Annotated in this window: 21 protein-coding genes; 15 read left to right on the forward strand and 6 right to left on the reverse strand. The window is 58.4% G+C overall.

Annotated features, from left to right (window positions below; genetic code table 11):
- The first annotated feature begins 5 nt into the window (after positions 1-5).
- The 15 genes from rsmG to glmS all read left to right on the forward strand — a co-directional run bounded on the left by rsmG (position 6) and on the right by glmS (position 13,935).
- Positions 6-641 (forward strand): 16S rRNA (guanine(527)-N(7))-methyltransferase RsmG, encoded by a 636-nt coding sequence (rsmG, locus tag ACCD02_RS01725; RefSeq protein ID WP_413298323.1) that lies wholly within the window; start codon positions 6-8, stop codon positions 639-641.
- A gap of 18 nt (positions 642-659) precedes the next feature.
- A complete protein-coding gene (locus ACCD02_RS01730) occupies positions 660-1,460 on the forward strand; it encodes a ParA family protein (protein ID WP_413298211.1) in 801 nt (266 codons plus the stop codon).
- A 9-nt stretch (positions 1,461-1,469) separates the two neighbouring features.
- On the forward strand, positions 1,470-2,342 hold the full coding sequence (locus ACCD02_RS01735) for a ParB/RepB/Spo0J family partition protein (RefSeq protein WP_413298212.1): 873 nt from the start codon (positions 1,470-1,472) through the stop codon (positions 2,340-2,342).
- 146 nt (positions 2,343-2,488) lie between these two features.
- Entirely contained in the window at positions 2,489-2,896 is a 408-nt protein-coding gene (locus tag ACCD02_RS01740; protein ID WP_259101018.1) for a F0F1 ATP synthase subunit I, read from the forward strand.
- A 16-nt stretch (positions 2,897-2,912) separates the two neighbouring features.
- Complete coding sequence (gene atpB, locus ACCD02_RS01745; protein WP_413298213.1) at positions 2,913-3,782, forward strand: F0F1 ATP synthase subunit A; 870 nt, start codon at positions 2,913-2,915, stop codon at positions 3,780-3,782.
- Positions 3,783-3,920: 138 nt separating this feature from the next.
- The gene (gene atpE, locus ACCD02_RS01750) at positions 3,921-4,178 is read left to right on the forward strand and encodes a F0F1 ATP synthase subunit C (RefSeq protein WP_002555987.1); all 258 of its coding nucleotides are present in this window, start codon (positions 3,921-3,923) and stop codon (positions 4,176-4,178) included.
- A gap of 57 nt (positions 4,179-4,235) precedes the next feature.
- Entirely contained in the window at positions 4,236-4,706 is a 471-nt protein-coding gene (locus ACCD02_RS01755; RefSeq protein WP_259101015.1) for a F0F1 ATP synthase subunit B, read from the forward strand.
- Positions 4,707-4,718: 12 nt separating this feature from the next.
- Positions 4,719-5,255 (forward strand): F0F1 ATP synthase subunit delta, encoded by a 537-nt coding sequence (locus tag ACCD02_RS01760; RefSeq protein ID WP_413298214.1) that lies wholly within the window; start codon positions 4,719-4,721, stop codon positions 5,253-5,255.
- Positions 5,256-5,276: 21 nt separating this feature from the next.
- Positions 5,277-6,821, forward strand: a complete 1,545-nt coding sequence (atpA, locus tag ACCD02_RS01765) for a F0F1 ATP synthase subunit alpha (RefSeq protein WP_413298215.1) — start codon at positions 5,277-5,279, stop codon at positions 6,819-6,821.
- A gap of 50 nt (positions 6,822-6,871) precedes the next feature.
- On the forward strand, positions 6,872-7,732 hold the full coding sequence (atpG, locus tag ACCD02_RS01770) for a F0F1 ATP synthase subunit gamma (RefSeq protein WP_413298216.1): 861 nt from the start codon (positions 6,872-6,874) through the stop codon (positions 7,730-7,732).
- A gap of 27 nt (positions 7,733-7,759) precedes the next feature.
- Positions 7,760-9,136 (forward strand): F0F1 ATP synthase subunit beta, encoded by a 1,377-nt coding sequence (gene atpD / locus ACCD02_RS01775; RefSeq protein ID WP_413298217.1) that lies wholly within the window; start codon positions 7,760-7,762, stop codon positions 9,134-9,136.
- 44 nt (positions 9,137-9,180) lie between these two features.
- Complete coding sequence (locus tag ACCD02_RS01780) at positions 9,181-9,606, forward strand: F0F1 ATP synthase subunit epsilon (protein ID WP_413298218.1); 426 nt, start codon at positions 9,181-9,183, stop codon at positions 9,604-9,606.
- Positions 9,607-9,713: 107 nt separating this feature from the next.
- Positions 9,714-11,084: a bifunctional UDP-N-acetylglucosamine diphosphorylase/glucosamine-1-phosphate N-acetyltransferase GlmU gene (glmU, locus tag ACCD02_RS01785; protein WP_413298219.1), complete on the forward strand. Its 1,371-nt coding sequence runs from the start codon at positions 9,714-9,716 to the stop codon at positions 11,082-11,084.
- A gap of 238 nt (positions 11,085-11,322) precedes the next feature.
- On the forward strand, positions 11,323-12,090 hold the full coding sequence (locus ACCD02_RS01790; protein WP_413298220.1) for a DeoR/GlpR family DNA-binding transcription regulator: 768 nt from the start codon (positions 11,323-11,325) through the stop codon (positions 12,088-12,090).
- A gap of 9 nt (positions 12,091-12,099) precedes the next feature.
- On the forward strand, positions 12,100-13,935 hold the full coding sequence (gene glmS, locus ACCD02_RS01795) for a glutamine--fructose-6-phosphate transaminase (isomerizing) (protein WP_413298221.1): 1,836 nt from the start codon (positions 12,100-12,102) through the stop codon (positions 13,933-13,935).
- 65 nt (positions 13,936-14,000) lie between these two features.
- Here glmS and ACCD02_RS01800 read toward each other — a convergent pair whose 3' ends face one another.
- The 6 genes from ACCD02_RS01800 to ACCD02_RS01825 form a co-directional block, all read right to left on the reverse strand.
- Complete coding sequence (locus ACCD02_RS01800; protein WP_413298222.1) at positions 14,001-14,240, reverse strand: hypothetical protein; 240 nt, start codon at positions 14,238-14,240, stop codon at positions 14,001-14,003.
- An 84-nt stretch (positions 14,241-14,324) separates the two neighbouring features.
- The gene (locus ACCD02_RS01805; protein ID WP_413298223.1) at positions 14,325-15,134 is read right to left on the reverse strand and encodes a substrate-binding periplasmic protein; all 810 of its coding nucleotides are present in this window, start codon (positions 15,132-15,134) and stop codon (positions 14,325-14,327) included.
- A gap of 88 nt (positions 15,135-15,222) precedes the next feature.
- The gene (locus tag ACCD02_RS01810) at positions 15,223-16,509 is read right to left on the reverse strand and encodes a hypothetical protein (RefSeq protein WP_413298224.1); all 1,287 of its coding nucleotides are present in this window, start codon (positions 16,507-16,509) and stop codon (positions 15,223-15,225) included.
- Between the two features lie 5 nt (positions 16,510-16,514).
- Entirely contained in the window at positions 16,515-17,828 is a 1,314-nt protein-coding gene (locus ACCD02_RS01815; RefSeq protein WP_413298226.1) for an O-antigen ligase family protein, read from the reverse strand.
- A gap of 356 nt (positions 17,829-18,184) precedes the next feature.
- Positions 18,185-19,819, reverse strand: a complete 1,635-nt coding sequence (locus ACCD02_RS01820) for a glucan biosynthesis protein D (RefSeq protein ID WP_413298227.1) — start codon at positions 19,817-19,819, stop codon at positions 18,185-18,187.
- 199 nt (positions 19,820-20,018) lie between these two features.
- Positions 20,019-20,639, reverse strand: a complete 621-nt coding sequence (locus ACCD02_RS01825) for a LysE family translocator (RefSeq protein WP_413298228.1) — start codon at positions 20,637-20,639, stop codon at positions 20,019-20,021.
- Positions 20,640-20,768 lie beyond the last annotated feature (129 nt).

Below are 20,768 nucleotides of genomic sequence, written 5' to 3' on the forward strand. Positions count from 1 at the left end.
GTTCTATGGTCACCCCGCAACACGCTGAAGAATTATCCCGTGGCGCCGAGCAACTGGGCGTAAGCCTGACTGAAGCCCAGCACAGTCAATTGCTGGGTTATCTGGCGCTGCTGATCAAGTGGAACAAGGCCTATAACCTGACTGCAGTGCGCAATCCGGACGAAATGGTTTCGCGACATCTGCTCGACAGCCTGAGTGTCGTGCCCTTCATCGAAGGCGAGCGCTGGCTCGACGTCGGCAGCGGTGGCGGTATGCCCGGTATTCCATTGGCTATCCTGTTTCCGGACATGAAAGTCACGGTGCTGGACAGCAACGGCAAGAAGACTCGCTTCCTGACCCAGGTCAAACTTGAGCTGAAACTGGCCAACCTGGAAGTTATCCACAGCCGGGCCGAAGCCTGGCAGCCGGCACTACCGTTCACCGGAATTGTTTCCCGTGCCTTCAGCAGTCTGGAAGACTTCACGGGCTGGACGCGCCACATGGGCGATACCGAAACCCGCTGGCTGGCGATGAAAGGGCTGCATCCGGCTGATGAGCTGGTAGCATTGCCCGCAGACTTTCACCTGGATAGCGAACAGGCCTTGACCGTACCGGGTTGCCAAGGCCAACGCCATCTGCTGATACTGCGCCGCACGGCATGATTGGGAACACAAGCAAGAATGGCTAAGGTATTCGCGATAGCGAACCAAAAGGGTGGCGTGGGTAAAACCACCACCTGCATCAACCTCGCAGCTTCACTGGTCGCGACCAAGCGCCGTGTGCTGCTGATCGATCTCGATCCGCAAGGCAACGCCACCATGGGCAGTGGTGTGGATAAGCATGCCCTGGAACATTCGGTCTATGACCTGCTGATCGGTGAATGCGACCTGGCCCAGGCCATGCAATTCTCCGAGCATGGCGGTTACCAACTGCTGCCGGCCAACCGCGACCTGACCGCTGCCGAAGTGGTACTGCTGGAAATGCAGATGAAGGAAAGCCGCCTGCGCAATGCACTGGCGGCCATCCGTGAGAATTACGATTACATCCTGATCGACTGCCCGCCGTCGCTGTCGATGCTGACCCTCAATGCACTGGTGGCTGCCGATGGCGTGATTATCCCCATGCAGTGCGAGTACTTCGCTCTCGAAGGTCTCAGCGACCTTGTGGATAACATCAAGCGCATCGCCGAACTGCTCAACCCGGAGCTGAAAATCGAAGGTTTGCTGCGCACCATGTACGATCCGCGCCTGAGCCTGATCAACGATGTCTCGGCGCAGCTCAAGGAGCACTTTGGCGAGCAGCTGTACGACACGGTGATCCCGCGCAACATTCGCCTGGCCGAGGCGCCGAGTTTCGGCATGCCCGCCCTGGCCTATGACAAGACTTCACGCGGTGCCCTGGCCTACCTTGCGTTGGCCGGTGAAATGGTCCGTCGTCAGCGCCGTGCTACACCTTCGCGCACCGCCGCCCAGCCAACTTAAGGAAATCCCATGGCCGTCAAGAAAAGAGGTCTCGGACGTGGGCTGGACGCACTTCTGAGCAGTCCAACCGTCAGTTCGCTGGAAGAGCAGGCCAGCCAGGTCGACCAACGTGAACTGCAACACGTACCGCTGGACATGATCCAGCGCGGCAAATATCAGCCGCGCCGGGACATGGACCAGGAGGCGCTGGAAGAACTGGCGCTGTCGATCAAGGCCCAGGGCGTGATGCAGCCGATCGTGATCCGGCCGATCGGCAACAACCGTTTTGAAATCATCGCGGGTGAACGTCGCTGGCGTGCAAGCCAGCAGGCCGGCCTGGAAACCATTCCAGCGATGGTCCGCGACGTTTCTGATGAAACAGCCATTGCCATGGCGCTGATCGAGAACATTCAGCGCGAAGACCTGAACCCGGTCGAGGAAGCGGTAGCCCTGCAGCGTCTGCAGCAGGAGTTCCAGTTGACTCAGCAACAGGTCGCCGATGCTGTGGGTAAGTCACGGGTCAGCGTGGCCAATCTGCTGCGCCTGATTGCCCTGCCCGAAGTGATCAAGACCATGCTGTCCCATGGCGATCTGGAAATGGGTCATGCCCGGGCATTGCTCGGTTTGCCCGAAGAACAACAGGTGGAAGGGGCGCGACACGTTGTCGCACGCGGCCTTACCGTACGTCAGACTGAGGCCCTGGTTCGCCAGTGGCTCAGTGGCAAACCGGCTCCGGCGCAACCGGTCAAAACCGATCCGGATATCAGCCGTCTCGAGCAGCGTCTGGCCGAACGGCTGGGCTCTGCGGTGCAGATCCGCCATGGTCAGAAGGGAAAAGGTCAGTTGGTGATCCGTTACAACTCGCTGGATGAGCTGCAAGGAGTGCTCGCCCACATTCGCTGAAACAATTGCGGTGTAGCGTGTAGTCGGAAATCACTACCCGACAGTTGAATAGGGGCTGAACCGCCCCTATACTCTGCGCGCATTTTGTCGGCACAAATTATGCCAAGTAGTTGATTTTGGCGGCCGACCTCCGAGGAGCAGTTGTGATGGAATCACGCATGCAAAACCGCCTGCCTTTCCATCGCCTAGCGGTTTTTCCAGTACTGCTGGCTCAAGTTATTACCCTGCTGCTGGCGGCATTGACGCTTTGGCAGTGGCAGGGTGTCGTAGTTGGGTATTCAGGTCTTTGCGGAGGCCTGATAGCTTGGCTGCCCAATCTGTACTTTGCTCACAAGGCTTTCCGGTTTTCCGGGGCTAGAGCAGCGCAAGCCATCGTCCGGTCCTTTTATGCCGGCGAGGCAGGCAAATTGATATTAACGGCAGTGCTGTTTGCACTGACCTTTGCAGGTGTGAAGCCTCTGGCGCCGCTGGCTGTATTCGGCGTGTTCATGCTGATCCAGGCGGTCAGCTGGTTCGCTCCCCTGCTAATGAAAATAAGATTTTTGAGACCTTAGGGCGTTTGAGGCAACCATGGCAGAGCAAACAGCTTCGGGCTATATCCAGCACCACTTGCAGAACTTGACCTTTGGTCATTTGCCTGACGGCTCTTGGGGCTTCGCCCACGATGCAGCCGCAGCGAAGGAAATGGGCTTCTGGGCTTTCCACGTCGATACCCTCGGCTGGTCGGTCGCACTGGGTCTGATTTTCATCCTGATTTTCCGCATGGCGGCGAAGAAGGCTACCTCCGGTCAACCTGGCGCTCTGCAGAACTTCGTTGAAGTGCTGGTCGAGTTCGTCGACGGCAGCGTAAAAGACAGCTTCCATGGTCGCAGCCCGGTGATTGCACCGCTGGCTCTGACCATTTTTGCCTGGGTGTTCCTCATGAACGCCGTCGACCTGATCCCCGTGGACTGGATTCCAGCCCTGGCGGTCAAGGTGTCGGGCAATGAGCACACCTTCTTCCGTGCAGTCTCCACGACTGACCCGAACGCTACCCTGGGCATGGCCCTGTCGGTGTTCGCGCTGATCATTTTCTACAGCATCAAAGTCAAGGGCATCGGCGGCTTCATCGGTGAACTGACCCTGCATCCGTTCGGCAGCAAGAACGTTTTCGTTCAGGCCCTGCTGATCCCGGTGAACTTCCTGCTTGAATTCGTGACCCTGGTTGCCAAGCCGATTTCCCTGGCTCTGCGACTGTTCGGCAACATGTACGCTGGCGAACTGGTCTTCATCCTGATCGCCGTGATGTTCGGCAGCGGCCTGCTCTGGCTCAGTGGCCTGGGTGTGGTTCTGCAATGGGCGTGGGCGGTATTCCACATCCTGATCATCACCCTGCAAGCGTTCATCTTCATGATGCTGACCATCGTCTACCTGTCGATGGCTCACGAAGATAACCATTAAGACTCGTCCGCGCGTCTGATGTCCCACTCATCCAGGCAGATGAGTGGGAGGCCCGCGAGGGCGCTGTACAAACGATTTTGCTTTACCGCTTTAAACTAAAAAAACCTAACCAATACGACGTAAAAGTCGGGAGGAAAGATGGAAACTGTAGTTGGTCTAACTGCTATCGCTGTTGCACTGCTGATCGGCCTGGGCGCACTGGGTACTGCAATCGGTTTCGGCCTGCTGGGCGGTAAATTCCTGGAAGGCGCAGCGCGTCAGCCAGAAATGGTTCCAATGCTGCAAGTCAAAATGTTCATCGTCGCTGGCCTGCTCGACGCCGTGACCATGATCGGTGTTGGTATCGCTCTGTTCTTCACCTTTGCGAACCCCTTCGTTGGTCAACTCGCTGGCTAATCGCTCGAATTTTCGAGTTGATTGGTGTGATGGACAACGAACGAGCGAGGTGTTGGCGTGAACATTAATGCAACCCTGATTGGCCAGTCCGTTGCGTTCTTCATTTTTGTGCTGTTCTGCATGAAGTTCGTATGGCCTCCGGTCATTACGGCTTTGCACGAACGTCAGAAGAAGATCGCGGATGGACTGGACGCTGCTACACGAGCAGCTCGCGACCTGGAGTTGGCCCAAGAGAAAGCGGGTCACCAACTGCGCGATGCTAAAGCTCAAGCAGCTGAAATCATTGAGCAAGCCAAGAAACGCGGTACTCAGATTGTCGACGAAGCCCGTGAACAGGCTCGCGTTGAAGCTGACCGTGTGAAGGCTCAGGCTCAGGCCGAGATCGAGCAGGAACTGAACGGCGTCAAAGACGCGCTGCGCGCCCAACTGGGCAGCCTGGCAGTCAACGGCGCAGAGAAGATCCTGGGTGCCACAATCGATCAAAACGCGCACGCGGAGCTGGTTAATAAACTGGCTGCAGAAATTTAAGCGAGGGCGATCATGGCAGAACTGACCACGTTGGCCCGACCTTACGCTAAGGCAGCCTTCGAGCATGCACAGGCGCACCAGCAACTGGCCAATTGGTCAGCCATGCTCGGCCTGGCTGCTGCGGTGTCGCAAGACGACACCATGCAGCGCTTGCTCAAGGCCCCGCGACTGACGAGCGCAGACAAGGCCACCACTTTTATCGAAGTGTGTGGCGACAAGTTCGATGCCAAGGCACAGAATTTCATCCACGTCGTTGCTGAAAACGACCGTCTCCCGCTCTTGCCGGAGATCGCCGAACTGTTCGACCTGTACAAGGCCGAGCAGGAAAAATCGGTCGATGTGGATGTCGTCAGTGCTTTCGCATTGGACCAAGAACAGCAAGACAAACTCGCCAAGGTTCTCAGTGCACGGCTCGGCCGGGAAGTGCGCCTGCACGCTGCGGAGGATGCCACCCTTATCGGGGGTGTTGTCATTCGCGCCGGCGACCTGGTTATCGATGGCTCAGTTCGCGGCAAACTCGCGAAACTGGCCGAAGCATTGAAATCTTGAGTTTGAAGGGGCAGCAGAGCAATGCAGCAACTCAATCCTTCCGAAATAAGTGAAATCATCAAGGGTCGCATCGAGAAACTCGATGTGGCCTCCCAAGCCCGTAACGAAGGCACTGTCGTCAGCGTTTCTGACGGTATCGTACGGATTCACGGTCTCGCCGACGTAATGTACGGCGAAATGATCGAGTTTCCTGGCGGTGTCTACGGTATGGCGCTGAACCTTGAGCAAGACTCCGTGGGTGCCGTTGTACTGGGCGCCTACACGAGCCTGGCTGAAGGCATGAGCGCCAAGTGCACCGGCCGCATCCTGGAAGTTCCTGTTGGTAAGGAACTGCTGGGTCGCGTAGTCGACGCACTGGGTAACCCAGTTGACGGCAAAGGTCCGCTGAACAACACCGAGACCGATGCGGTCGAGAAAGTTGCTCCAGGCGTGATCTGGCGTAAGTCGGTAGACCAGCCTGTACAGACTGGCTACAAGGCTGTCGATGCCATGATCCCTGTCGGCCGTGGCCAGCGCGAGCTGATCATCGGTGACCGTCAGATCGGTAAAACCGCTCTGGCGATCGACGCGATCATCAACCAGAAAAACAGCGGCATCTTCTGCGTCTACGTAGCGATCGGTCAGAAACAATCGACCATCGCCAACGTTGTGCGCAAACTCGAAGAAAACGGTGCACTGGCTAACACCATCATCGTTGCCGCCAGTGCCTCCGAATCGGCTGCACTGCAATTCCTGGCGCCGTACTCCGGTTGCACCATGGGCGAATACTTCCGCGACCGCGGTGAAGACGCGCTGATCGTTTATGACGATCTGTCCAAGCAAGCAGTGGCTTACCGCCAGATTTCCCTGCTGCTGCGCCGTCCACCAGGCCGTGAAGCTTACCCAGGCGACGTGTTCTATCTCCACTCCCGTCTGCTGGAGCGCGCATCCCGCGTTTCGGAAGAGTACGTAGAGAAGTTCACCAACGGCGCAGTGACCGGCAAAACCGGTTCCCTGACCGCACTGCCGATCATCGAAACCCAGGCTGGCGACGTTTCCGCGTTCGTTCCGACCAACGTGATTTCCATCACCGACGGTCAGATCTTCCTGGAATCGGCCATGTTCAACTCGGGCATCCGTCCTGCTGTGAACGCCGGTGTTTCGGTATCCCGTGTGGGTGGTGCCGCTCAGACCAAGATCGTCAAGAAGCTCTCCGGTGGTATCCGTACCGCTCTGGCTCAGTACCGTGAACTGGCGGCATTCGCCCAGTTCGCTTCTGACCTGGACGAAGCGACCCGTAAGCAACTTGAGCATGGTCAGCGCGTTACCGAGCTGATGAAGCAGAAGCAATACGCGCCTATGTCGATCGCTGACATGTCGCTGTCGCTGTATGCCGCTGAGCGTGGGTTCCTGACTGACGTCGAAATCGCCAAGATCGGCAGCTTTGAACAAGCGCTGATTGCTTACTTCAACCGCGATCACGCCGATTTGATGGCGAAGATCAACGTGAAGGGTGATTTCAATGACGAAATCGACTCCGGCCTGAAATCCGGTATCGAGAAGTTCAAGGCCACCCAAACCTGGTAAGCCGCAGTGGGGGCCGTCAGGTCCCCGCTTGCTAACCTGATAGGTGTTACATGGCAGGCGCAAAAGAGATTCGCAGCAAGATTGCGAGCATCAAAAGCACGCAAAAGATCACCAGCGCCATGGAAAAAGTGGCGGTCAGCAAAATGCGCAAGGCTCAAATGCGCATGGCTGCTAGCCGTCCTTACGCGGAGCGCATCCGCCAGGTGATTGGTCATCTGGCCAACGCCAACCCGGAATATCGCCACCCGTTCATGATCGACCGCCCTGTAAAGCGCGCCGGTTATGTCGTAGTGAGCAGTGACCGTGGTTTGTGCGGTGGCTTGAATACCAACCTGTTCAAGGCCCTGGTCAAGGACATGGCGGTAAACCGTGAAAACGGCGTAGAGATCGATCTGTGCGTGGTCGGCAGCAAAGGTGCGGCCTTTTTCCGCAACTTCGGCGGTAACGTCGTCGCTGCGATTAGCCACCTGGGCGAAGAGCCGTCGATCAATGACTTGATCGGCAGCGTCAAGGTGATGCTGGATGCCTACCTGGATGGCCGTATTGATCGCCTGTCCGTGGTGTCCAACAAGTTCATCAACACCATGACCCAGCAACCAACGGTGGAACAATTGATTCCGCTGGTGGCAACCCCGGATCAGAAGCTCAAGCACCACTGGGACTACGTCTACGAACCCGACGCTAAAGAGCTGCTGGATGGGCTGATGGTGCGCTACGTGGAATCGCAGGTGTACCAGGCGGTGGTCGAGAACAACGCAGCTGAACAAGCAGCGCGGATGATCGCGATGAAGAACGCTACCGACAACGCCGGTGATTTGATCAGCGATTTGCAGCTGATCTACAACAAGGCGCGTCAAGCAGCGATCACCCAAGAGATCTCGGAAATCGTCGGCGGCGCTGCCGCGGTTTAACGGTTCAAATATTCAGAGGATCCAGCTATGAGTAGCGGACGTATCGTTCAAATCATCGGCGCCGTTATCGACGTGGAATTTCCACGCGACAGCGTACCGAGCATCTACGACGCCTTGAAAGTACAAGGCGCCGAAACCACCCTGGAAGTTCAGCAGCAGCTGGGCGACGGCGTGGTTCGTACCATTGCGATGGGCTCCACCGAAGGCCTCAAGCGCGGTCTGGACGTCAACAACACTGGCGCAGCCATCTCCGTACCGGTCGGTAAAGCGACTCTGGGCCGGATCATGGACGTACTGGGCAACCCGATCGACGAAGCCGGTCCGATCGGCGAAGAAGAGCGCTGGGGTATCCACCGCGCCGCTCCTACCTTCGCTGAACAGGCAGGCGGCAACGACCTGCTGGAAACCGGCATCAAGGTTATCGACCTGGTCTGCCCGTTCGCCAAGGGCGGTAAAGTCGGTCTGTTCGGTGGTGCCGGTGTCGGCAAGACCGTAAACATGATGGAACTGATCCGTAACATCGCCATCGAGCACAGCGGTTATTCCGTGTTCGCCGGTGTGGGTGAGCGTACTCGTGAGGGTAACGACTTCTACCACGAGATGAAGGACTCCAACGTTCTGGACAAAGTGGCACTGGTTTACGGTCAGATGAACGAGCCGCCGGGTAACCGTCTGCGCGTAGCACTGACCGGCCTGACCATGGCCGAGAAGTTCCGTGACGAAGGTAACGACGTTCTGCTGTTCGTCGACAACATCTATCGTTACACCCTGGCCGGTACAGAAGTATCTGCACTGCTGGGCCGTATGCCGTCTGCCGTAGGTTACCAACCGACCCTGGCTGAAGAGATGGGCGTTCTGCAGGAACGTATCACTTCGACCAAGAACGGTTCGATCACCTCGATCCAGGCCGTATACGTTCCTGCGGACGACTTGACCGACCCATCGCCGGCGACCACCTTCGCCCACTTGGACGCCACCGTCGTTCTGTCCCGTGACATCGCTTCCCTGGGTATCTACCCTGCGGTTGACCCACTGGACTCGACTTCGCGCCAGCTGGACCCGAACGTCATCGGCCAGGAACACTACGACACCGCTCGCGGCGTTCAGTACGTGTTGCAGCGTTACAAAGAGCTGAAGGACATCATTGCGATCCTGGGTATGGACGAGCTGTCGGAAACCGACAAGCAGTTGGTATCCCGCGCTCGTAAGATCCAGCGCTTCCTGTCGCAGCCGTTCTTCGTGGCTGAAGTCTTCACCGGTGCTTCGGGTAAATACGTTTCCCTGAAAGACACCATTGCCGGCTTCAAAGGTATCCTCAACGGTGACTACGACCACCTGCCAGAACAAGCGTTCTACATGGTCGGCGGCATCGAAGAAGCGATCGAGAAAGCCAAGAAACTGTAATCCCGGCGCCCGGTAACGGGCGCTAATCAGGTTGAGGCAAGCAAATGGCTATGACAGTCCATTGCGATATCGTCAGCGCGGAAGGAGAGATTTTCTCCGGTCTGGTCGAGATGGTGATCGCGCACGGCAACCTGGGTGATCTCGGTATCGCCCCAGGCCACGCGCCGCTGATCACTGATCTGAAGCCGGGTCCGATCCGCTTGATCAAGCAGGGCGGAGCAGCCGAGGTGTATTACATCTCCGGTGGTTTCCTCGAGGTTCAACCGAACATGGTCAAGGTGCTTGCCGACACTGTGCAACGTGCTGATGACCTGGACGAAGCTGCTGCTCAGGCCGCCGTCAAGGCGGCCGAGAAAGCTCTGCACGAGAAAGGCGCGGATTTCGATTACGGATCTGCAACTGCTCGTTTGGCCGAGGCCGCAGCCCAGCTGCGTACCGTCCAGCAAATTCGCAAGAAGTTCGGCGGTTAAGGCCGGGGTTCTCTGCGCGATTGAGTAAAAGGGTAGCCTCGGCTACCCTTTTTCTTTTTTCAGGATCAGCCCGACGTTCGTCGCGGCGCGCTCAGTTGGTAACTTTCATGTCTCTCGATATCGTTATTCTCGCCGCTGGTCAGGGCACCCGCATGCGTTCGGCCTTGCCCAAGGTGCTGCATCCAGTGGCCGGTGATTCCATGCTCGGCCATGTTATCCACAGCGCCCGGCAGCTTTCTCCACAAGGCATTCATGTGGTGATTGGCCATGGCGCGGAATTGGTTCGCGAGCGTCTGGCGGCGGATGACCTGAATTTCGTGCTGCAGGACAAACAACTGGGTACTGGCCACGCTGTTGCTCAAGCCTTGCCGGTGCTGACCGCAGAAACCGTATTGATTCTCTACGGCGATGTGCCGTTGATCGAAGTCGAAACTTTGCAGCGCCTGCTCAAACAGGTAAACGCCGAGCAACTGGGCCTGCTGACGGTCAACCTCGATGACCCGACCGGCTACGGCCGTATCGTGCGTAATGAGCAGAACCGCGTCTGTGCCATCGTCGAACACAAGGACGCCACCGACGCGCAGAAAGCCATCACCGAAGGCAATACCGGCATTCTCGCAGTGCCCGGCAAGCGCCTGGCGGACTGGCTGGGGCGCCTGTCGAACAACAACGCTCAGGGCGAGTACTACCTGACCGATGTGATCGCCATGGCTGTGGGTGACGGCCTGGTCGTCGCCACCGAGCAACCCCACGACGCGATGGAAGTGCAGGGCGCCAACGACCGCAAGCAACTGGCCGAGCTGGAGCGTCACTATCAACTGCGTGCCGCGCGCCGCCTGATGGCCCAGGGCGTGACCCTGCGTGATCCTGCTCGCTTCGATGTGCGTGGCGAGGTGACGGTCGGTCGTGATGTACTGATCGACATCAACGTGATTCTCGAAGGCCGTGTGGTGATCGAGGATGATGTGGTCATCGGCCCTAACTGCGTGATCAAGAACAGCACTCTGCGCAAAGGTGCAGTGGTCAAGGCCAACAGCCATCTTGAAGGCGCGATCATGGGCGAGGGCAGTGATGCCGGTCCGTTCGCCCGCCTGCGACCTGGCAGCGTGCTGGAGGCCCGGGCCCATGTGGGTAACTTTGTCGAAATGAAGAATGCCCATCTGGGCGAAGGCGCCAAGGCCGGGCACCTGACCTATCTCGGCGATGCGCGAATTGGTGCCCGGACCAACATCGGCGCAGGTACCATCACGTGCAACTACGACGGTGCCAACAAACACATGACGGTAATGGGCGAGGATGTCTTCATCGGCTCCAACAACTCTCTGGTCGCCCCTGTGGATATCTCCGACGGCGCGACCACTGCGGCCGGCTCTACCATCAATCAGGACATTGCCGCGCAGCAACTGGGTGTCGCTCGTGCTCGTCAGCGCAATATCGATGGCTGGCAGCGTCCGGTCAAAATCAAAAAGCCCGAGTAAAATTATCCACAGGGTCGTGTCTGAACAGGCCTGGAGCTGTTCAGACGCAACATGATCGACCCTGTGGATAACCCTATCAAGAAACCTTTCTGTCTATAGCCTGAAGGGTTACGTCTTATTTCCCCCTCGTCGACGCACATTTCACCTGACGTGATTTATTGTTTCGTCCACTTGACGGCAGGCTTTCGATGAGTTTTGATTGCCTTCGTTATCTTTCGAATCGAAACTTATGGCTGTCATGTCGAAACGGAACACTCCACAACGCCGTCACAATATCCTCAACCTGCTCAATGAGCGGGGCGAGGTCAGTGTCGATGAGTTGGCCAAGCGCTTTGATACGTCTGAAGTGACGGTGCGCAAGGATCTTGCTGCTCTCGAAAGCAACGGTTTGCTACTGCGTCGCTACGGTGGCGCGGTGACCTTGCCGCAAGAATTGATCAGTGACCATGGCCAGCCGATTTCGCCGTACAAACTGGCCATTGCCAAGGCGGGCGTTGCGCGTATCCGTGAACATGCGCGGATCATCATCGACAGTGGCAGCACTACCGCCGCAATGATTCCCCAATTGGGACAACAACCGGGCCTGGTGGTCATGACCAACTCGCTGCACGTGGCCAGTGCCTTGACTGAACTGGAACATGAACCGGTGCTGTTGATGACCGGTGGTACCTGGGACCCGCATTCCGAGTCCTTCCAGGGCCAGGTGGCCGAGCAGGTGCTGCGTTCCTACGACTTCGATCAGCTGTTCATCGGTGCCGATGGCATCGATCTGAACCGTGGCACCACCACGTTCAACGAGCTGCTCGGGTTGAGTCGGGTCATGGCCGAAGTGTCCCGTGAAGTCATCGTGATGGTCGAGTCCGACAAGGTCGGACGCAAGATTCCCAATCTGGAGCTGCCCTGGAGCAGTGTCCACACCCTTATTACCGATGATCGCTTGGCCCCTGAGGCCCGCGAACAGATTGAAGCCCGCGGCATTACGCTGATTTGCGCCGCTGTTAGCTAGGAGAAGACTATGTGTGGAATCGTTGGCGCCGTCGCTGAACGTAATATCACTGCCATTTTGCTCGAGGGCCTCAAGCGCCTCGAATACCGCGGCTACGACAGTGCGGGTGTTGCCGTATTCAGCAACACCGGCACTCTGGAGCGCCGCCGCCGTTCGGGCAAGGTCAGTGAGCTGGAGCAGGCTCTGGCGGGCGAACCGCTGATGGGCCGCCTGGGCATCGCTCACACCCGTTGGGCCACCCACGGTGCGCCGTGCGAGCGTAACGCTCACCCGCATTTCTCCGGCGACGAGCTGGCGGTGGTGCACAACGGCATCATCGAGAACCACGAAGCGCTGCGCACTCGCTTGACTGGTCTGGGTTATGTTTTTGTCTCCGATACCGATACCGAAGTTATCGTCCATCTGCTGCACCACAAGCTCAAGGACAACCCGGATCTGACCATCGCCCTCAAGGCTGCGGTCAAGGAGCTGCACGGTGCCTATGGTTTGGCGGTGATCAATGCCAAGCAACCGGATCGTCTGGTCGCGGCCCGTAGTGGCAGCCCGCTGGTGATTGGTCTGGGTCTGGGCGAGAACTTCCTCGCTTCCGACCAACTGGCCCTGCGTCAGGTCACCGACCGCTTCATGTACCTTGAAGAGGGCGATATTGCCGAGATTCGCCGCGAGAGCGTGCAGATCTGGTCGGCTGACGGCCTGCCGGTGGAGCGTGAAGCCGTGCAATACCGCGAAGGTGCCGAAGCTGCCGACAAAGGCGAGTTCCGTCACTTCATGCTCAAGGAAATCCACGAGCAACCAAAAGTTGTGCAGCGCACGCTGGAAGGTCGTCTGGGCCAGAACCAGGTACTGGTCCAGGCATTCGGCCCACAGGCTGCCGAGTTGTTCGCCAAAGTGCGCAATGTGCAGATCGTCGCCTGTGGCACCAGCAGCCACGCCGGTATGGTCGCTCGTTACTGGCTGGAATCCCTGGCCGGTATTCCTTGCCAGGTCGAAGTCGCCAGTGAGTTCCGCTATCGCAAGGTCGTGGTCCAGCCCGGCACACTGTTTGTGTCGATCTCCCAGTCCGGCGAAACGGCAGATACCCTGGCCGCTTTGCGCAATGCCAAGGAGCTGGGCTTCCTCGCTACGCTGGCCATCTGCAACGTTAGCATCAGCTCACTGGTACGTGAGTCCGACCTGACCCTGCTGACCCAGGCTGGCCCGGAAATCGGCGTCGCGTCGACCAAAGCCTTCACTACGCAACTGGTGGCATTGTTGCTGCTGACCCTGTCTTTGGGCCAGGTCCAGGGTACTTTGGGCGAAGGTGTTGAAGCCGAGTTGGTCGAAGAACTGCGTCGGCTGCCAACCCGCCTGGGTGAAAGCCTGGCCATGGACAGCACCGTGGAGAAAGTTGCCGAACTGTTCGCCGAGAAGCACCACACGCTGTTCCTCGGGCGTGGCGCGTTGTTCCCGGTGGCGATGGAAGGGGCGCTCAAGCTCAAGGAAATCTCCTACATTCACGCCGAAGCCTACCCGGCCGGTGAGCTCAAACACGGCCCGCTGGCCCTGGTGGACAGCGACATGCCCGTAGTGACGGTGGCGCCGAATAACGAGCTGCTGGAAAAGCTCAAGTCCAACCTGCAGGAAGTCCGCGCCCGTGGTGGTGAACTGGTGGTCTTTGCCGATGAAGAAGCGGGCATGACCAATGGCGAGGGCATCCATGTCATCTCCATGCCGCACATCATCGACACCCTGGCGCCGATTCTGTACACGGTGCCGCTGCAACTGCTGTCGTACTACGTGGCAGTGTTGAAAGGGACCGATGTCGATCAGCCACGTAATCTGGCCAAGTCGGTGACTGTGGAATAAGTTATCCACAGCACATGTCACAACAGCCGCTTTCTCCCACAGGAAAGCGGCCTGTGTATATCTCGTTATTCCCCCCGACCCCGCACGATTCGCCCCATCGTCACCTCATGCAAAACCCTTTGCAGCTTTTCTTCATCATTCAACATCACCGTGGACATCCTCAGGATCGACTGGGCTTCTGATTCATGTCCGGCCAGGCTCAGGGTTTCGGCGACCTGCAACAGATCCACTCCAGTCCATTTCAGATCGGCCGCAATACCCAGCAGGTCACGGCGCAGCTCTTGGTTCGGTTTGTTCAGGCTCATGGAGGCTCCAGTGATGGGCGCTGTTGCTCAGGCAGGAGTGGCCAAATATAGCAAAGCGCGTTTATTTATCCACAGAGCGACGAGCTAGCGTTTGGGCGCGGCGGAACAACCGACTCCACTATCACAGGCTACATCCCGGTCCTGATCGATGGGCAGGTAGCTCTTGCGAATCCGCTCCACTTCACCGCCGGCGACCATGCCCTTGATCGCCGCGTTGATTTTCGGCAACAGGTCGGCGTGTTCGGGCTGTACTTTTATCCCCAGGGGCGCGTCGCTAAGCAGGGCGCCGCGGCCGAAGGTGGCAGGGTCGAAGTGTTGCTTGACGATCAGGTAGTCGAACAGATCGTCGACCATCGCCACGGCATCGACGCGGCCGCTCTGCAGCAGGTTGAGCAGGGAGGTGTCCTGGGAAACCTCCAGTTTGCTCAGGCGGTTGTCGGCGAATGCCGGGTCAAGGGTGCGATAGGTATAGCCGCGGACCATGCCCACAGTCATGCCTTGCAGGTGTTCGAGGGGTTTGTCGCGCAACGGGTTGCCAGCGAGGAAGTAGAGATGCTCGCGGACATTCATGTAGGGAATGGAGAACTGGAAGCGGCGCAGGTCTTCGGCGCTGTTCCATTGCGGGGAGTCGGCGTAGTTCAGGTCGATCTGGTCACGGCTCAACATGGCCTGCAGGCGATTGACGGGATAGGAGACGAAGCGCACCTCCACATCCGAGAGCTGCATCACCCGACGGGCTATGTCGATGGACAAGCCGTGCAGTTCGCCTTTTTCGTCCGCGTAACTGAAGGGGCGCCATTCGCTGCCGCCTGCCACAAAGGGCGCGGCCTGCAATGGCGTGATCACCCATAGCCAGGCCAGTACACATCCGGACAGGTATTGACGGAGGTTCATGATCCATTCCCTAGGGTAGTGGCAAAACACTAGCAGTTGGAAATGGCAGAAGTGTGATAAATATTGCTGGCTTCGAAAAGTGAGAGTGTCAGCCGTCGGCTCCCAGGCTGATGATTTTCACAAAGCCGTTCAGGCTCAAGGGGACGGTACATTTGCCGGCGCTGCAGCTCCAGTCGGGGCCGGTTTGCTGACCCTTGTCCGGCGCTGCGGTATCGACATAACGCACTGCACCGCTCTGTAGTGCCTGGCTGATCAATGATTCAGTGCGGGCATAGCCCGTGGTCCAGGCCGCGAGGACTCGTTCAGGCCCCTTGTCGAAATACAGCATGTAGACGTCTGCGTCCTGGCGACTGGCCTGGGCGTCATAATGAAAGTCCCTGACTATCGGGGCGACTGCCTGCATTACGCCGTAAGCGGGCTTGGGCTTGAGCGTGCCGTACTCAAGCAGGCCGAAATGGTGTTCCTGATTGGACTTATCCACACCGTCATCGATCAGGTCATACCACCACATACCTTTGATCGCGGGCAGGGTGCGGGCGAGAAAATAGGCTCGGCCCAGATAGGCAGCCTGGGTAACTGGCGTATTGCCGCAGTTGCCTTGATGGCTTGGCCAGCTCATTTCGGTCAGATAGAGAGGCACTTCCCGGCCCACCTTGTTGGTAAGTTTCTGCGAGTAGGTGCGCATCCACTTGATCCAGCCTTCAGGTGTGGCGTTCTCACCGTTTGCGCAATGCACATAGGGGTGAAGCGACAGACCATCGACCCAATTCAGTACACCGTCATCGATCAGGCGCTCGGCAAAGCCGCCACGCATGCCGTGGGAGGTTATGGAGCCTGCCAGAATCGTCGACTGCGGGCTGTTGCGCCGCACGATGGGGGCGGTGTCTCGCACCAGGGCGGCGTAGTCGGCGCTCAAGGCCGGGTCCTTGGGATCGTTGCCCAGATCCCACTCGTTCCATATCTCATAGAAGCCGACGCCGGCGCCCAGTTGCCGGGTCGCGTAGTCGACATATTGCAGATAGCCGGGTTTGACCTGAGGTTCGCTGGGTTTGACGTTGTTGTGGAACCAGGTGCTGAAACACAGGATGGCCAGGGGCGTCATGTTCAAATCCACGCCGCCGCTGAGCCAGGTACGCCAGCCAGGTACGACGCGCCACTGGCCGGGGGCTGTCTCGGCGCTGGACCAGTACGGCGCATCCCGCGCCGAGTTGATACCAGCTGCCGCTGCCAGACGCAAACGGGGCAATGGCGCGGCCTCATCATTCATGAAATGGGTGACGACCCCGACGATAAAGGGCTCCTGGGCCTGTGCCGGTTGTTCCAGCAGCCAACCGGCCACGATCCAGGCAAGGGCATGCAGTCCTTTGTGCTTCATCTGTTTCATGCTCCGTGCAAGCCCGGCAGGGCGGTCAGCTCAGGCAAATCCTGAGGGCGTTGCGCGGAGGGGGTGGCGATTTCCCGGGACGCCAGTGCCAGGCTGATACCCACCCCGATGAACAGACTGGCGATGCTGGATTCGAAGACATCGGTGGTCCAGCTGATCAGACAAATGCAGAAAACAATACTCAGCAACGCCCGGCCGACTTCGGTTTGATGGTCGCTCAGGACAAACAGCAGCTGAATTTGCGAGAGATAAAGCAGCAGCCCCGCGACTCCGAAGGCGCACCACAGGTAGATCGCCGCGTTATCAGACACCTGAAACTCTTGCGCGTCCGGCACCGGGAATGGTGCCAGTGAGCTGCCGACCAGCCCGAAGCCGGCCCCCGAAATAACCCATCCCTGGTGCTCCATGGCATGGATGACGCTGGGCCAGGTATTGATCAGACGGTCGTAGAGCGAAGACAGCGAGCTGTCGCTGTAGACCATATTGCTGTCGAAATCATTCATCAAGCCAATCAGCGGCAGTGCGAGCCCCATCAGCACTGCGAGCGTGAGCAGGATTCGGCGAGTCCAGTAAAAGTGCAGCACGGGCAGTAACGCCAGAGTACCGATGAAGGCGACGGCTGGCGCCTTGCTGGTGGTCAGCAGGATGCCGTAGAAGCTGGCGACACAAAGCAGCAGCCAGAGCACGCGTGAGCGAATAACCAGCGTTAGATACAAGGTGTAGATGGCGATCAGCAGCGATAGCGAGCCGGAGACCCTGGCAAAACCGGCGATGCGGTCCTGAGAGTCGGCGCTCCACGCAGTATTGGCGCTCAGTTCTACTTCACCGAGGCTATAGGCGTAGCCCTTCCATGGCACGACGGTGAATTTATCCAGGCCTATGCCCACCCACGACGCCAGCAGGCACAGGCCTATGACCCAACCGAGCAGCCGTCGATGCAGCAGCAGGTATTCCCCGCAGACCAGGCCGAACAAGAGAGGGCCGACGATAAACAGACTGAACCCCAGATTATTCAGGCTGGCGCCGTGCAGCATCGCCAGTGCTGCAGAAAGCAGCAACAGCGGCAGGCATAGCCACATGATGCGGTTGGCTTTCAGGGCGCAGAGTTCGAGCAGGAAGAGAGCGACGCAGGCGACTTTGGGCAGGTAAAGCACGGCGGAAATACCGGCCAGGTCGAAGAAAAAGCGCAGCGCTCCGGAAAAGGTCTCGACCAGTATCAGACTGATGGCGATCCAGGCGATTACGGTGGATTTGCGCACAGACAGACTCGACGGCGCCTGCCCGGCGCCGTTTGCGGCGTTCAGCAACATAGAAGGATGCCCTCGGTAGAGCGTTCAGGAAGAGATCGGCAACGCTACCGCCCATCGACGGCGCAGGGCGGTCAATCGGCAGTTGGGGAGTGGGGTGGGACAGAGGCAATAACAGCCTGATAAGACGAGGCTGTCAAATAATCCGCCAAAATATCAGCGATATTTTGGCCTTTTAAAAAAAGTGGGTATTTAGCTTATTGATTTATCTATAAATTTAAAATTGACGATGATGAGTTGTGTAGGAGCGAGGCTTGCCCGCGAACCGGGCGACGAGGTCTATCAGACATACCGGGTCGAGTCCTTCGAGGGCAAGCCTCGCTCCTACGGATCATTGTTTGCCGCGCAACAGCGCGGTGTCAGTTATAGGTATACCGACGCTTGTCCGGCGCTGGCGGGAAGTACTGATACAACCAGGTCTCACTCAAGGTGCGATCCTGAGTGCGGATGAACATGCGCATTTCCACCGGGTCCACCGAATCGCTGGTGGGGTACCAGTCGAAGGTGACGCGGAAGCCCTTGATATTCGGCAATGCCAGCACGTTGAAGTCTTTGACTTCGCCATTCGAGACAGTCACTACCGGGTCGATGGACGTGCCCTCAGGCAGACGGTCCAGACCGCCACCGCTGAAGTCCACGGCGAAGCGTCTGGCCCATACGTCAGGATAATGCTCGCCCGGTGCCCAACCTTCGATGAAACCGCCCATGCCCGAGCGCGTAGCGTTGACCTGAGCCAATGGCGTGCTCACCGGTGGCAGCGGGCTCCAGTACAGCTTGTAGCCATAGTTGAGGCTGTCCCCGGCATTGATCGCCTTCTTGGGGTTCCAGAACACCACAATGTTATCCAGCGTCTCGCCGGTCGTGGGCAGTTCCATCAGATCTATCGAGCCTTCGCCCCATGCCGTGGTCGGTTCCACCCACAGACTCGGCCGACGGTGATACCAGTCGACGGTGTCCTGATAGGTTTCGAAATTGTGATCGGTCTGCACCAGGCCAAAGCCTTTCGGGTCTTTGTCGGTGAAGGTGTTGAATTGCAATCGCAGCGGATTGTTCAGCGGGCGGCAGATCCACTCGCCATTGCCGCGCCACATGGCCAGGCGGTCCGAGTCATGGATTTCCGGGTGGATGGTGTCGCACATGCGCCGTTCATGGGTGCCGCAACTGAACATACTGGTCATGGTGGCGATGCCCATTTGTTCGATGGCGGTACGGGCATTGATATGGGCGTCGATATCCATCACCACCTGGTTGGCCTGGCAGTCGATGTCAAAGCGATAGGCGCCGGTGGCGCTCGGCGAGTCGAGCAGGGCGTAGACCACGAAGCGGGTGGCGTCCTTGGTCGGCGTTTCGAACCAGAACTTGGTGAAGTCGGGAAACTCTTCCTTGCCCTTGGACGAATAGGTGTCGATGGCCAGGCCGCGGGCTGAAAGGCCGTACTGCTTGTTGCTGTCGATGGCGCGGAAATAGCTGGCGCCGAGGAACGACAGAATATCGTTGATGGCGATTTCCGGTGCCTGGAACAGCTTGAACCCGGCAAAGCCCAGATCGCCCGCGCCCTTGAGCTGGGTCTTGTCGATGCCGCTGTTGTCGTAGTTGAACAGGTCGGTGCGGAAATGCACCTCGCGAGCCTGACGGCTGGCCGGGTCAACGCTGTACATGCGCACCGGCGTCTTGAAACCGGCACCGACGTGGAAGAAGTGCACGTCCAACTGGCCCTGCACCTCATGCCACAGCGAGTGCCCGGCGTCGTACTTGATGGCGTTGAACTGCTGCGGAGTCATATTGGCCAGTACCGGCGGCAATGCCTGCTTGGTGCTGACGTAGGCGTTACTGGCCAGTTGCTTGGCCTGGGCTTGCAGGCCCTCGAAGTCAAAGTGCTCGATTTCACCGTCGGCGGCGGCGGCCAGGGCGCGGGCGGCAAATAGCCCGCTGGCAGGCAAACTGCTGTAGGCCGCCAATGCCATGGATGCTTTGAGGAGATTCCTGCGATTCATAAACGTGAAGCCTCTGAATAGTGCTTGTGCTTCCTGCACATAGAACGCGCCAACGACTCCTTGCCGCACGCAAGTTACCCACAACAGATAACAAACTCTGCATCCGGTTCGAAAAAAAGGCAAAAAAGTCGCGAACGGAGGTTTTTTGTGAGGTCTCAGAGACTTGCAATGCATATGCCGCAGGCGCCGGTTTACCGGCTTATGCCTGCTGAATAAACGCCAGACGCACCGCGAAACCGATCAACAGGCTACCAAACAACCATTGCTGGACTCGCCGTGCCGAAGGGCTGCGTTCAAGCCAGCGGCCCAGGCTATCGCCAAGCAGCGCATAGGCGCTGTCGAACAGCAGCCCGAGCAGCACCAGAATCACGCCCAGAGTGGCGAATTGCACGGTAACGGCGACGCCGGTGGGATCGATGAATTGCGGCAGCAGCACCGAGCAGAACAACAGGGCCTTGGGATTGAGCAGATTGGTCAGTACACCGCGACCGATCGCACCGAGCCATGAAGGTGGCCCGCTGACTTGTGGCGCATTACTGAGGGAGCCAAGGGTGCCGGGCTTGAGCATTTTCACGCCGAGCCAGAGCAGATAGGCCGCCCCGGCGAAACGCACCATGTCAAAGGTCCAGGGTGCCGCCTTGAATAGGGCCGCCAGACCCAGTGCTGCCAGGGTGACATGAACCGCCCGGGCCAGTGCAAGGCCCAGTGCAGTGGCCAGCGCCAGTGCTCGACCCTGGCGGGCGCCGGTCTGCAACAGCAGGATCATGTCCGGGCCGGGCAGCAAAAAAACCATGGTCAGGGCCGTCAGGTAGAGCGCCATATTTTCCATCGTCGAAGGTCTCGGTAAGGGGGGCGATGAAGGAAAATTCTACGGCCCAACGGCAGGGCAGGTGCTTGCGTCTTTAACCCTATATAGATCTAGAATTGGCATTATCTGCCAATGTATTAA

It is taken from the genome of Pseudomonas sp. Pseusp88 (assembly GCF_047303955.1).
In the GTDB taxonomy this organism is placed as follows: domain Bacteria; phylum Pseudomonadota; class Gammaproteobacteria; order Pseudomonadales; family Pseudomonadaceae; genus Aquipseudomonas.